Annotated in this window: 10 protein-coding genes and 2 pseudogenes; 4 read left to right on the plus strand and 8 right to left on the minus strand. The window is 70.3% G+C overall.

The genetic code is table 11. The features are described 5' to 3' along the window. Positions 1 to 401: 401 nt before the first annotated feature. Positions 402 to 1,883, plus strand: a complete 1,482-nt coding sequence (locus AB0924_RS22095) for a sulfatase (protein WP_366912262.1) — start codon at positions 402 to 404, stop codon at positions 1,881 to 1,883. A 34-nt stretch (positions 1,884 to 1,917) separates the two neighbouring features. Here the strand turns inward: AB0924_RS22095 and AB0924_RS22100 are convergent, their stop codons facing one another. Together AB0924_RS22100 and AB0924_RS22105 are read right to left on the minus strand one after the other, a co-directional pair. After that, positions 1,918 to 2,643: an RNA-guided endonuclease TnpB family protein gene (locus tag AB0924_RS22100; protein WP_366912263.1), complete on the minus strand. Its 726-nt coding sequence runs from the start codon at positions 2,641 to 2,643 to the stop codon at positions 1,918 to 1,920. Beyond that, a complete protein-coding gene (locus tag AB0924_RS22105; protein WP_366912264.1) occupies positions 2,532 to 3,368 on the minus strand; it encodes a hypothetical protein in 837 nt (278 codons plus the stop codon). The genes AB0924_RS22100 and AB0924_RS22105 overlap by 112 nt, the downstream gene beginning before the upstream one ends. Before the next feature lie 196 nt (positions 3,369 to 3,564). Between AB0924_RS22105 and AB0924_RS22110 the strand changes: the two genes are divergently transcribed. After that, complete coding sequence (locus AB0924_RS22110; RefSeq protein ID WP_366912266.1) at positions 3,565 to 3,969, plus strand: transposase; 405 nt, start codon at positions 3,565 to 3,567, stop codon at positions 3,967 to 3,969. Between the two features lie 32 nt (positions 3,970 to 4,001). On the opposite strand, the gene AB0924_RS22115 is transcribed toward AB0924_RS22110, so the two are convergent. After that, positions 4,002 to 4,643 carry a hypothetical protein gene (locus tag AB0924_RS22115; RefSeq protein ID WP_366912267.1) on the minus strand — a complete coding sequence of 214 codons (642 nt, stop codon included), beginning with the start codon at positions 4,641 to 4,643 and terminating at the stop codon, positions 4,002 to 4,004. A 249-nt stretch (positions 4,644 to 4,892) separates the two neighbouring features. Between AB0924_RS22115 and AB0924_RS22120 the strand changes: the two genes are divergently transcribed. Both AB0924_RS22120 and AB0924_RS22125 read left to right on the plus strand, forming a co-directional pair. Continuing rightward, positions 4,893 to 5,486, plus strand: a complete 594-nt coding sequence (locus AB0924_RS22120; RefSeq protein ID WP_366912268.1) for a GNAT family N-acetyltransferase — start codon at positions 4,893 to 4,895, stop codon at positions 5,484 to 5,486. Between the two features lie 262 nt (positions 5,487 to 5,748). Next, positions 5,749 to 6,357: pseudogene (locus tag AB0924_RS22125) on the plus strand (cell wall-binding repeat-containing protein); the annotation flags it as partial. Positions 6,358 to 6,537: 180 nt separating this feature from the next. Here the strand turns inward: AB0924_RS22125 and AB0924_RS22130 are convergent. From AB0924_RS22130 to AB0924_RS22150, 5 genes and pseudogenes are all read right to left on the minus strand, one after another. Continuing rightward, positions 6,538 to 7,179: pseudogene (locus AB0924_RS22130) on the minus strand (replication initiator); the annotation flags it as partial. Positions 7,180 to 7,563: 384 nt separating this feature from the next. After that, a complete protein-coding gene (locus AB0924_RS22135; protein WP_366912269.1) occupies positions 7,564 to 7,866 on the minus strand; it encodes an acyl carrier protein in 303 nt (100 codons plus the stop codon). 44 nt (positions 7,867 to 7,910) lie between these two features. Next, positions 7,911 to 8,591 (minus strand): FMN-binding negative transcriptional regulator, encoded by a 681-nt coding sequence (locus tag AB0924_RS22140; protein WP_366912270.1) that lies wholly within the window; start codon positions 8,589 to 8,591, stop codon positions 7,911 to 7,913. A 57-nt stretch (positions 8,592 to 8,648) separates the two neighbouring features. Next, positions 8,649 to 10,148: a M17 family peptidase N-terminal domain-containing protein gene (locus AB0924_RS22145; RefSeq protein ID WP_358938855.1), complete on the minus strand. Its 1,500-nt coding sequence runs from the start codon at positions 10,146 to 10,148 to the stop codon at positions 8,649 to 8,651. A 22-nt stretch (positions 10,149 to 10,170) separates the two neighbouring features. Further along, positions 10,171 to 12,117, minus strand: coding sequence for a carbamoyltransferase C-terminal domain-containing protein (locus AB0924_RS22150; RefSeq protein ID WP_366912271.1), 1,947 nt, complete (start codon positions 12,115 to 12,117; stop codon positions 10,171 to 10,173). Positions 12,118 to 12,182 lie beyond the last annotated feature (65 nt).

Below are 12,182 nucleotides of genomic sequence, written 5' to 3' on the forward strand. Positions count from 1 at the left end.
CCACAGGACCGTAACAGAGCAGGCCACAGGCCCTCCACTGTTTTCCTTCACTCGCCTGCATGCGGCGATCTCCGGAGGCCGACGATGTGCGAGGGCGGAGGACACGCCGACAGGGCGGTCAACGGGTCGGTGGACGGCCTTGCCCGAGTACGAAAGCTGGACGCGAACAGGTAGCAGGTCACCAGTTCGCCGGCAAGTATCACCGTGACATCTTCGCCTCGGCACCGGGCCTGTGGGACGCGCACCTCGCTGATGAGCTGGGCCCTTCGGCACAAGGAATCCACAAGAAGCGCTGTTACTCTCGCTGGCCCACCGACCGGCAGACTAGTGGGAGTTGAGAGTGCATGCACGGATCGTCACCAGGTAGGAGTGCGGCAGGGCACGTCCTGCTGTGGGTTGCCGTGGCCGCCGCGCTGCTCGTCGGGTGCTCGGCAGCGCCCGGCAAGAGCGCGGCGGTCGGGGCGTCCGCACCCTCGTTGGCGGGGAGTTCTGAACAGGGCCGCAAGCCCAACATCATTTATGTACTCACCGACGACCTCTCCTGGAATCTCGTGCGGTATATGCCGCACGTTCAGCAGATGAGCAAGCAGGGGACGACGTTCTCGAACTACTTCGTCACCGACTCGCTCTGCTGCCCCTCGCGTTCCTCGATACTCACGGGGCAGTACCCCCACAACACCGGGGTCTTCACCAACAACGGGGACGACGGAGGCTACGGCGCCTTCATGAAGAACGGCGACGAGAAGAAGTGCTACGCGCCGGCTCTTCAGAAGGCCGGCTACCGCACCGGCTTCATGGGCAAGTACCTCAACGGCTACCAGCCGAAGGACGCCAGCGGCACCAATCACCCGTACGTGCCTCCGGGCTGGAACGAATGGGACGTGGCCGGCAACGGGTATCCAGAGTTCAACTACGACCTCAACGAGAACGGCAAGGTCGTCCACTACGGCCATGACCCGCAGGACTACCTGACCGACGTGGTGTCCGCCAAGGCGGGCTCCTTCATCGGTTCCTCGGCGGCGGACAGCAAGCCGTTCATGCTGGAACTCGCCACCTTCGCGCCGCACGGGCCCTCCACGCCCGCGCCCCGCGACGCCAACAGCTACCCGGGGCTCAAGGCACCGAGGAGCGCCGCCTACGACCGGCTGCCCGCGCGGGCGCCGAAGTGGCAGGCCGATCTCAAGCCCCTGAGCAACAAGGAGAAGACGCAGATCGACCGCAAGTTCGCCAAGCGGGTCCGCTCGGTTCAGGCCGTCGACCGGTTGATCGGCCACCTGGAGGACGTGCTGAAGGAGAAGGGGCTCGCGGACGACACGTATCTGGTCTTCGGCTCGGACAACGGCTTCCACATGGGTGAGCACCGGCTGCGGCCGGGCAAGCAGACCGCTTTCGACACCGATATCCGCGTCCCCATGATGGTGACAGGACCGGATGTGCCGGCGGGGCGGACCGCCTCCCAGCTGGTGCAGAACACCGATCTCAATCCGACGTTCCAGCAGCTCGCGGGGCTGATGCCGCCCTCGGCCGTCGACGGTCTCAGCCTTGTCGACCTCTTCCACGGATCGTCGCCGAAGGACTGGCGTGAGTCCGTTCTGGTCGAGCATCACCATCCCGGAACGTCCAAGGGCGATCCCGACGCGGCTCCGAAGGAGAGCGGCAATCCGCCGACGTACGAGGCGCTTCGGACCGCGGACAGTCTCTGGGTCGAGTACGCGGACGGGGAACGCGAATACTACGACACGCAGGCCGATCCCGCTGAGCTTAAGAATCTCGCAGGCAGTCCGAGTGACGGGAAAGAGAAAGCGCTGCACGAGACCTTGACCGCGCTCGCCCGTTGTTCGGGCGCCAAGTCCTGCCGAGACGCGTCGCGGCTGCACCATTGACGTCCTCTCCCCGCTGAAGGGGGGAGATTCCCGCCTACCGCGCCGTTGAAGGCTGCGGTGTCGGGTGGGTTCCTGCTTCGCTGCGCGGTGCCGGGACGGGTCCCGGTCTTACCCCCGCTCCACAGGCTGTCACGGCCAGTCCGGCCGCCTTGGCGACGTTGACCGCCGCGTTGATGTCCCGGTCCAGGACGGCCCCGCATGCCCTGCACGTCCACACGCGCACGTGTAGGGGCTTGGGGCCGTCCTGGACGCCGCACCGCGAGCACACCTGGGAGGTCGGCTCGAACCGGCCGATCTTCACGAAGGTACGCCCGTACCGGGCGGCCTTGTACTCCAGCATGGTCACGAACGCCGCCCATCCGGCGTCGTGGACGGACTTGGCCAGGCACGTGCGGGCGAGTCCCTTCACCGCCAAGTCCTCCACCGCGACCGCTTGGTTCTCGACGATCAGCTTCGTGGAGAGCTGGTGGTGGAACTCGCGGCGCGCGTCCGCGACACGGGCGTGCGCGCGGGCGACGCGGGTCCTGGCCTTCTCCAGAAATTTCGACAGCACCCCGGCGCGCTTCTTGTTCGATAGAGGCCAGGCCCGAGCCCCGACTTCTGGCCGCGGCAGCAGCCGACGCCGAGCGGTGGCTCCGGGCGACCGGGTCAGGATGTCCAGCAGGTGTAGGTGAACCAGGTCTGGACCTCGTCGGCGGACAGCACACGAGTCAGCTCGGCCGTCCCTGGGAGCATCGGGAAGAACCGGTCGGCATTCCAACTGCGCGGGTACATCGGCTCGTCCAGCACGAGTAGGCGACGTCCCTCCACAACGGGGATGTCGTCGGGCAGCCCCTCGTTCCAGATCCGCTCCCCGTCCGGGGCGAGGAGTTCGAAGGCCCCGGTCGCGACGGCCCCGGTGCGCCCCTGGGCGGGCTCGGGGTCCGTGGCCAGGCGGACGCTCTCCGCCGACGGTGCGGTGCCGGGCACGTGGCCGCCGCCGACCAGGACGTGGGCGAGCAGCGTGTGCAACTGGAAGTTGTCCCCGATGCCGCCGATGCGCACTTCGAACCCGGTCCCGGTGAGCCGGTGCAACACCACCAGGGGCTCGTCGTCCAGGATCGCCAGCGCGTAGGCCAAGCACTTGAGGTCGTGCCGCTCCAGGGCCGCCAGGTCGCGGCAGGCGGGGAGGAGCGCGAATGCGTGCCGACGGCGCACCTCGGCGCTGCGGCACAGCACGGCCAGCGCGGGCGGCTGCCACTGCTCGACCGAGCACCAGGCCAGCGCCAGCCGCAACGCCTCGTGCGCCTCGCCACCCAGCCGGGCCATCAGCGCGTCGTTGATGATCTTCTCGTCGGCGTCTGGCAGTTCGTCCCCGGCATCGCCGGCGGCGGCCCAGCGGCGGGCGAACTCCAGGGCATCGAGCAGGTCCCGGTGGGTGCCGTCGAGGACCGGCTCCGCACACGCCGCCGGATCGGCACCACGTTCCACGCAGAAGCCGGCCATCGTCGCCAGCATCGGGCGCGGACCGGTGGGCGGAAAGGCAGGGAGTAGCGCGGCCAACCGGGCCTGGACGACCGCTGGAACGAGGGCTTCACCAACGCGTGGAAGCTGTGGGAGGAGATCGTGCCTCTGGGGCTACAAAGGTAGCTACCAGCGCGTCCGCGCCTACCTGCACAAGAAGCGCACCTCACCGCGGCCGGTGACCGCCCGGCCGCCGTCGCCCCGAACGGTCTCCGGATGGATCCTCAGCCGCCCGGAAGCCCTCACCGAGCCCGAACAACTCCAGCTCAATACCGTCCGCGCCCAGTGCCCCGAACTCGACGCCCTCGCCCGACACGTCCGGTCCTTCGCGACCATGCTCACCGACCGCCGGGGCCAGCTGCTCCCGGTCTGGCTCGACGCCGTCCGACAGGACGACCTGCCCAGCCTCCATACCCTCGCCGCCGGCATCGACCGCGACATCGACGCTGTCACCGCAGGGCTGACCCTTCCCTGGAGCTCTGGCGTGGTCGAAGGCCATGTCAACCGGATCAAGATGCTCAAGCGCCAGATGTACGGCCGGGCAGGCTTCGGCCTGTTGCGGAAGCGAGTCCTGCTGGCCTGACCACAGCTTTGTTGCTCAACGAGTGGGTCCGTTCAGCTGATCGCGAGGGTCACGGGATCCAGGCCCAACTTGCTCCGGCATGAGCCGACGGCCCGGGTGACCCAGGCAGTCACAGCGTCGCGATCTGGCGCGATCGCGTGAAGCTCACGTGCCTTCTCCTGAGCCTGGACCATCCACGGGGCCAGCGGGTCCTCTCGAAGGACTCGTTCGAAGTGATCGCGGGCCGTGACCGGGTCTCCGGTCAGAGCGGCTGCGATCCCGGCGTCGAAGCTGTCCCATAGGAATCCCCGTCGCACCGGCCTGGAAGTCAGGTACCGGGCTACGTCCGGCAGGGCCAGGAAATTCTCCCTCAGCGCGGTCACGTTCGCAGCCGCCTGCCGGCTGAGTTCGAGTGCCAGCGGCGTGAACTGGTCCTCGGTGCGAAACGGCTCGGGGCCGGTCCGGACTGCGGCTGCATGGAAGGCCAGGTGGTCCACGTCGTGCCACAGCCACATCGCACCGACGTGCAGACCGCTGCCGGCGGTCCGTGGCGGAGTGAATTCCACAACCCCGAGCCACCACTCGTGATCATCGATCCACAGCCGCGACCGCCCGCGCTGGGCCAGGCCGAGCGGCTTCAGGGACTCCCGCGCTGCCGAGGTGATGATCCGGAGGACCGGACTGCGATCTGCCATGACCGGCATTATTGACCGTCCCATCGACGCCCCCTGTCGGGCGTGGTGGCACACCACCATGCACAGCAGCCTTCAGCAACACCGAGCGTCACCGCTCCACAAAAGTTGTCAGAGCCGGTTCTCGTGAACAGAGCCAGCACGGCATTCGTGCGCCCCTGCTCACGTCACGGACCGAACGGGTGATCATCACGTCCGCCGAGGCCGTAAAGCGATGGACAGCCCTGCGGTGCTGGGGCGAACATCTCCGCGATGAATCACGAACCTCTCTCCATCTCCAAACGCGTCCGTTTCGTCGAGCTCAGCGCGAAGGCTCTGCGGGCGCTTGCCGACGGTGACCTCGCCGGCGGCAGCGCCGAGGCCGGGGTCGCCCTTGACGAATACTTCGTCTGCGACCGGGCCCGCTGGATCTTCGGCTATCGCGCTGACCAGCTCGCCAAGGACCCGTCTGCCGCGCCCTGGATCACGCGGGCAGCGGTGTCCGAGCCGGACGGGGCCGTTGTCGGCGACGCCGGGTTCCACGGGCCACCGGACCAGGCCGGCATGGTCGAGGTCGGCTACACCGTCGTGCCCGGATATCGCCGCCAGGGCTATGCCCGCGCCATGCTGAGGGCGCTGCTCGTCAGGGCCGCCGCCGAACCCGGTGTCAGGACCGTGCGGGCCAGGATCGGCTCCGACAACACCGCCTCCCTGGCCACCATCGCGGGCTTCGGTTTCACGCGCGTCGGCGAGCAGGGGAACGAGCGCGACGGGCTCGCGATCGTCTTCGAGGTCCCGGCAGACGCGATCCAGGCCAAGCGGCGTACGGCCTCGGCGGACATGGCGGGTGACCCGGTCGGCCCGTGACATGAAAAGGGCCCCACGGGTTGGTGATTGTGAAGCTGACCTGGGCCCGTGCGGCCTGTTCCCATCCTGCCCTGTCCGGTGTCTCACGCGCGCATTTCGGTGAGTTGTTGGCCGAGCTCGCCAGTGCCTGGGAGGCCGCACGGCAGTCCGCGCTCCGCGAGGCCCGGGGCGGGGAGCGTCGGCGGGCGGAGGGTGCCAGCCGAAAGCCCGCGACCTCGCCGCAGGCACGGAGACACGTGTGCCCACGGCCGACGGCACGGACGTGGCCTGGCAGCCGCTCCGGAAGAACGCGATCTCCCGGGTCTACGGCGCCGACACCTACGGCACCAACATCGCGTCGTCCAAGTGGACCTGGAACACCCTCGGCAAGAGCGTGCCCGGCCTGATGAACGCGAGCGCGGCCGTCCTGATCAGCAAGTCGGACTCCGCGTACGCCACCACCGCGACCTCGCTGGCCGGCAAGAAGCACGGACCGGTGCTGATGACCTCCCGCACGGGCCTGGACACCTCCGTCCAGACCGAGCTGAAGCGCATGCTTCCCAAGGGCAAGACCGTCTACCTGGTCGGCGGCACCAGCATCCTCAACAGCTCGGTGGCGTCCAAAGTGACCTCGCTCGGATACGTCGCCAAGCGGCTGTCCGACGTCTCGCGCTACTCCACCTCGGTGGCCGTGGCCAAGACGATCACCAGTGCGCCGAAGTACGTGTTCCTGGCGACCGGCACCGACTACCACAACGCCCTCGCGGCCAGCTCCGCCGCCGGCGCCATGGGCACCTCGGGCACCGCAGTCGTACTGCTGACCCAGGGCTCGACCATGACCGCGTCCGCGTACGGCTACCTGAACAAGTACAGCCCGAGCACGACGAAGATCATCACGGTGGGGGTCGACGCCGAGTCGGCGCTGGCGAAGGCGTACAACGCCGGCAAGCTGCCGCACTGGCCCGGCAAGTACAGCTACTACCGCTTCGGCGGCAGTCCGGCGCCGGTCGCCGCGAGGCTCGCCGACGTCGGTTGCTGCTTGGACTCGGCGCCATTCGGCGCGGGCGTCGCGGAGGGCGCCGAGGGTGGTGGAGTAGCGGCGGGACTTGGTGGAGAAGTGGCCGCGGAATCCGAGCATGTGAGCCCACGCCCGCAGGCGGAGGTGTTCGAGGTCCTTGCGGGCGCCGAGGGTCCAGGCGGTGCGGATGAGGCGGCGGGCGTGGTCGCTGATGTCGAGCTGGGCGAGTTCGGCAGCGAACTTGAGCGGGCGGTCGAGAGCTCCCGTGGCGGTCTCGGCACCCTTGATGGCGTACTTGGCGACGTAGGCGGCGACGGCCCGCTCGGTCAGTTCCTGGCCGCCGTCGAAGTCGGCGGAACGGATTGTGCGGACGTCGAGCTGTCGGCCGAAGGTGAACGCATGGGCCCGGCCGTCGATGACCGGGCCGTCCACCCGAGCGGCGGCAGCGGCGGCCGGACGGTCAGCAGCTCGGCGGTGGCCCAGGCCGGCGGCGGACTGTCGCCCCTCAGGGCCGTCGATGCGGATGACGGTGTGGAAGTGGACAGCCCCGCGCTTCTGGTACTCGGCGACCTTGGCGAAGGACACCCGAGCGTGCTCGCGGAAGGCCCGTTGCGTGAGGCCGGCGGGCTTGGCGATCTCGCGGCGCAGGTAGGTCGAGAAGCGGTGCCAGCGGAAACGCAACATCAAGGCAGTCATCCCGGAGAGGAAGGACCAGGCCGCCAACCAGAGGAAGAAGGGCAGCCGAGGCGGCCGCCCCACACCACGACACCGATCTCCACGAAGGACGGAGCACCGTCGAGCGCCCGATCGACAAACTGAAGGCCTGGCGGGGCATCGCCACCCGCTACGACAAGACACCCGAGAGCTACCTCGCCGGCCTCCACCTCCGCGCCTCGGGATCTGGATCAACGACCTCCTGAAGGCAACTGGTTGATCACAACATCAGGCAGGCCCTAAGGTGGAGCAGGTTGATCAGCAGGCCACTTAAAGCCGCCAACCCGAATCAGGTCAAAGGCGATCAGGCGACTGAGGTGCGGCCCGACGGCGAGGAGCCGTACAGCCCACCCCCGCCAGCCCACGTCACAGCTCACCGACCTCCCGAGCCGCCTCCGCAGCGGCGAGTTCCCGTACCTGTTCGGCCAGGCCCGCAAGGGTGGGGTTTTCGGCCACCGTGAGGACCGTCAGGGGGACACCGCACTCCTCAGCGACCGCTGTTGCCATCCGCATGGCCAGCAGTGAGGAGGCGCCCAGGGCGAAGAAGTTGTCGGAGTCCTCGATGCGCATGTCCGGCTCGGCGAAGAGGTCGCGCCAGATGTCGGCGATGCGTGCGCGCAGTTCCGCCAGCTCCGTTGGCTCCGCCGGCTCCGTCTTCTCCGTTGGCATCGTTTTCTCCGTTGGCTTCGTGAGGTCCTGGGCAGCAGAGGGTGTCATCGGGCGGGCCTTTCCGTGCGGGGCATGGTGGGGGTGTCGAGCTTGTCCGTGTTGTGGGTGTGCAGGAGGTCAGCCATCCGTGCCGAGTGATCGGCGGGGCGGCTGCGGAAGGCCGCGATCTGCGCGGCGAGGTCCTCCGCCGTCTTGTTCTGGCCGTACTTGAAGATGCCGTCCATGTGCGCGATCGGCAGCTCGAAGGCGACGATCGCGGCCCGGAACTGTTCGACCAGCTCGCTCGGCGCCCGGTCCAGCGTCCACGGGCGCTTGGGCAGCCGTCGGGCCTCCTCGGCCGCGATCAGGTCGTCGAGCTGGACGCGCTGGGCGTCGTCGTCCAGCATCCGCGGGCGGCCGTACACATGCACGGCCGAGTAGTTCCAGGTGGGAAAGTGCGGCTCGGTGGCGTAGTCGTCGGGGCAGATGTAGGAGTGCGGGCCGAGGAAGGCGACCATCACCTCGTCGCCCCTGGTCAGGGCTGAGACCAGCGGGTTGGTCCTGGCCAGGTGGGCGCGCAGGCGCCCGCGGTCGCCGTGTTCGGGGCCGCGTTCGAGCACGAACGGGATGTGCGTGCCGTGGATCCGGCCGTCGACCAGGGCGGTGATCAGCCCGAAGGGGTTGGCCTCGATGAGGTCGTGCTGCTGGGCGACGTCCTCGGAGCGGTACAGCGGAGGAGCGTACATCGGAGGTCTCTCAGTTAGGGGCAGGTGAGGGCCGGGCAGGGGCCCGGTGGCGCCGGTTCAGGGACAGCAGAGCCAGCGGGCCAGGGTGCCCGCGCCGTATCCAGTGGCGCCCGCGTTGTAGTAGCCGTCGATACGCGGGGACCAGGCCGGTTCGGTGATCTCCAGGTGGGCCCACGCCCCCTGCGGGGCGAAACGGCGCAAGAACGTGGCCGCCGTGGCGCCGTCGCCGCCGGCCGGGCCCGCGGACCGCAGGTTGGCGAACGGGGCCCACAGTTCGTCCTCGTACTCGTCGACCAGCGGCAGTCGCCACAGGAGTTCGCCCGCCTCATGGCCCGCGGCGGTGAGGTCCGCCGCGAGGTCGTCGTCGGTGCTCCACAGCGCCGCGGCCTTGGGGCCGAGCGCCGCGGCGACCGGCAGGCCGAGCGCCGAGACACCGACCGTGCGCTCGGCGCCCAGCCGGGCGGCCAGGTGCAGGGCGTCCGCCATCATGAGCCTGCCGTGTGCGTCCGGGTGGTTCACCTCGACGGTGAGCCCGGATGCGGTGGTCACCAGGTCGCCCAGGTGCAGGGCGTTGGGGCCGGCGGTCTTGGCCACCGCGGGGATCAGCAGGTGGGCCTCTCGCGTGCCGCCCAGAGTGGCCAGGGCGGTGGCGGCGCCGAGCAGGGCGCCGGCTCCCGCCATGTACTTCTTCGCCCCTTCGACGGCCCCGCCGGAGCGGGCGACGCCACGGTCGTCGTAGGTCAGGCCCAGGCCGATCACGGCGACGGGGGGACCGGACGGAGTGGCGGGCCGGTGGCTGAGCCGGATGAACCGTGCCGGGGCGGCGCTGCCGGCGGCCGCCGCGCAGATTCCCGTCAGCCCCTGTGCACGGCACTGTTCCTCGTCCCACACCTCGACGTCGAAGCGGTCGTGGGCGGCGGCGAGCGCGGTCGCCTCGCGGGCGAGCCGGTCGGGGGTGATCAGGTTGGCGGGCGCGGCCACCAGCTCACGGGCCAGCACCAGGGCGTCGGTGAACGCCTCGGCCCGCGTCAGCGGCTCCGCGCTCGCGGCGCCGAGCAGCTCCACCGTCTCCGGCTCCCTGGGCAGATCGGCGCCGTAGTCCGCGCGGAAGCGGTCGGGCAGGACGTTCCAGCGTCCGCAGTGGACGGCGAGGCTCAGGCCCTCCGTGAGGTGTTCGGTGAGGTCGGTGCCGTCGACGTGCCAGCTCTCCAGGGCCAGCGCCACCCGTCGGTTGGGGCCGCTGGTCAGGGTCCGGGCCAGGGCGGCGCCGGCCCGCCTGGCCGTGTGAGGGGTGACGGCGTCGGGCCGGCCGAGGCCGATCAGCACCAGGCGTTCGCAGCGTGCCGGGACTCCGGGTCCGGTGACCAGTTCGTCGCGGGCACCGCTGAAGGAGTCGTACGCCAGCAGCCGGGACACGGCACCGTCGAGCGCGGCGTCGACGGCGGCCAGCCAGGGGCCGTCGAGCGGGTTCTGGTCGGCCGGGCCCTGCGGCACGGCGAGGGCGAGCACCTCTCCGCGCCACTGGGCGGGCGTGTCTGCGCACGTGGTGAGTTTCATGGGGGGAGTTCCTCGTCAGGCTTCAGGCGCGGGTGATCCGCAGTCCGGACAGGTAGAGCACGTCGAGTTCGGTCTTGAGGTAGAGGTCCAGGGCCTCCTCGGGCCGTTCGACGATCGGTTCGCCGGGGCCGTTGAGGGACGTGTTCATCACGACGGGCACCCCGGTACGGTCGTGGAAGGCGGAGATCACCGCGTGGTAGCCGCCCGCCGAGGCGTCCACGGTCTGGATCCGCGCGGTGCCGTCCACATGCGTGACGGCCGGGATGTCGGCGCGCCGTACGACCGCGTTGAAGAGCATGTACGGCGACGGCAGCGGAACGTCGCGGAACCAGTCGGCGGCGTGCTCGGCGAGCACGGCCGGGGCGAACGGGCGCCAGCTCTCCCGGGTCTTGATGCGGTTCACGCGCGGCCAGTTCGACGCGTCGCGCGGATCGGCCAGGATGGAGCGGTGCCCGAGGGCGCGCGGCCCGGCCTCGCTGCCGCCGTCGAACCAGGCCACCACGCGGTTCGCGACCAGATCGTCCGCCGCCCGCCGGGCCGGTCCCTCGTCGCGCAGGTCCTCCACTCGGATCCGGTCGCCGACGGCGGCCACGGCCCGCTCGACGGCGTCGTCGTCGGGGGCCGCGCCGAGGTACGGGGACGGGAAGCGCGGCTCGTCGGACGGCTCCCGCAGCGGCCGGTCGAGGATCGAGTGGTGGACGGCGAGTGCCGCGCCGACCGCGATGCCCCCGTCGTCGCAGGCGGGCTCCACGAAGACCTGGGGGAACGGTCCGTCCTGGGCGATCCGGCTGTTGGAGGGGCAGTTGAGCGCGGTCCCGCCGGACAGGCACAGCGCCCCCGTCGTCAGCCCGGCCGCGCCCAGCGCGGCGTGCAGGGCCCGGACCGCCTCCATCCGCGTCTCCTCGAAGAGCTTCTGGGTGCTGGCGGCGATGTCGGCGTTGACCGGGGCCGTGGCCTGCTCGGGATCGCCGTACGGGGTGAGGTCGTACCCCATCCGCTCCGCCTCGCGGCGGCAGTGCCGCAGCCATGCGCTGGCGACGTCCACGGGGAAGCGCTCGCGCAGGTCGGCGTGGTTGCCGAGGAACCGCGACGAGGAGAAGCGGGGGCGGCCGTAGGCGGCCAGGCCCATCAGCTTGCCCGCGGGGCCGACGACACCGAGGCCCAGTGCCGCGCCCACCCGGTCGTACAAGCCGCCCAGGCCCAGGTGGTGCGGGGACAGCGGGTACAGCGCGTTTCCGCGGCCCAGGTAGTACATGCCGCTGTGGTAGCTCTCGCCCTCGGCGTAGCCGTCATGGGTGAGTACGGCGGCCTCGGCGAGGCCCGAGGCGTAGTACACGCTGCCGGCGTGGGCCAGGTGGTGGTGGACCGCGTAGCCAGGGACGGTGACCCCGTCCAGCGTCACCTCGACGGGCAGGTGGAAGCCGTACCGCAGGCGCTCGTCGGGGGCGAGCGGCGTGGCCGCGAGGTCCGCGAGGCCGCGGGCCGCGTCCCATTCAGGGGTGGTGACGAAGTCGTCGATCCAGGGCGTGGCCGGGACGTCCGCGCGGTCCAGGGAGGTGTGCTCGGGGTACAGACGGGCGTAGGAGCGGCCGAGCCAGGTGGCGGCGAGGTCGGGGTCGTAGAGGAATTCGAGCAGGGTGCCGGTGCCGCGCCGCTCGGCGGCGTCCGGCTCCTGCTGGAGCAGCGAGCAGGGCCGGCCGAAGGGGTCGGTCCGGGGGTACCTCACGGACAGCGCCGCGGGGTCGTCGACGATCAGCTCCACGTTCTGGGTGGAGCAGACGGCGACCGCGTCGAGTTCGCCGGGCTGTACGCCCGCCACGGCGAGCGCCCGGCGGACCGTGGCCACGTCGAGACTCGCGGCATGCTTGACGCGGGTGTGCCGTTCGCGCAGTACGTACGAGACGACGGCCCCGTCGCGCACGACGGTCGCGGCCGCATCATGGCCGAAGTGAAGGCCGAGGACGATCATCGGTTCTCCTGACGCTGCGCCCGTGGTGGCGCGTCGATGGGGCTTCGAGAAAGGACGGAGAGGGG

The organism is Streptomyces sp. NPDC047869 (genome assembly GCF_040704065.1).
Taxonomy (GTDB): domain Bacteria; phylum Actinomycetota; class Actinomycetes; order Streptomycetales; family Streptomycetaceae; genus Streptomyces.

Excerpts from the sequence above, each read along its gene's own strand:
- AB0924_RS22105 (WP_366912264.1), bottom strand. The coding sequence starts at position 3,368 with ATGGCCGGCTTCTGCGTGGAACGTGGTGCCGATCCGGCGGCGTGTGCG.
- AB0924_RS22115 (WP_366912267.1), bottom strand. The coding sequence starts at position 4,643 with ATGGCAGATCGCAGTCCGGTCCTCCGGATCATCACCTCGGCAGCGCGG.
- AB0924_RS22120 (WP_366912268.1), top strand. The coding sequence starts at position 4,893 with ATGAATCACGAACCTCTCTCCATCTCCAAACGCGTCCGTTTCGTCGAG.
- AB0924_RS22135 (WP_366912269.1), bottom strand. The coding sequence starts at position 7,866 with ATGCCAACGGAGAAGACGGAGCCGGCGGAGCCAACGGAGCTGGCGGAA.
- AB0924_RS22140 (WP_366912270.1), bottom strand. The coding sequence starts at position 8,591 with ATGTACGCTCCTCCGCTGTACCGCTCCGAGGACGTCGCCCAGCAGCAC.
- AB0924_RS22145 (WP_358938855.1), bottom strand. The coding sequence starts at position 10,148 with ATGAAACTCACCACGTGCGCAGACACGCCCGCCCAGTGGCGCGGAGAG.
- AB0924_RS22150 (WP_366912271.1), bottom strand. The coding sequence starts at position 12,117 with ATGATCGTCCTCGGCCTTCACTTCGGCCATGATGCGGCCGCGACCGTC.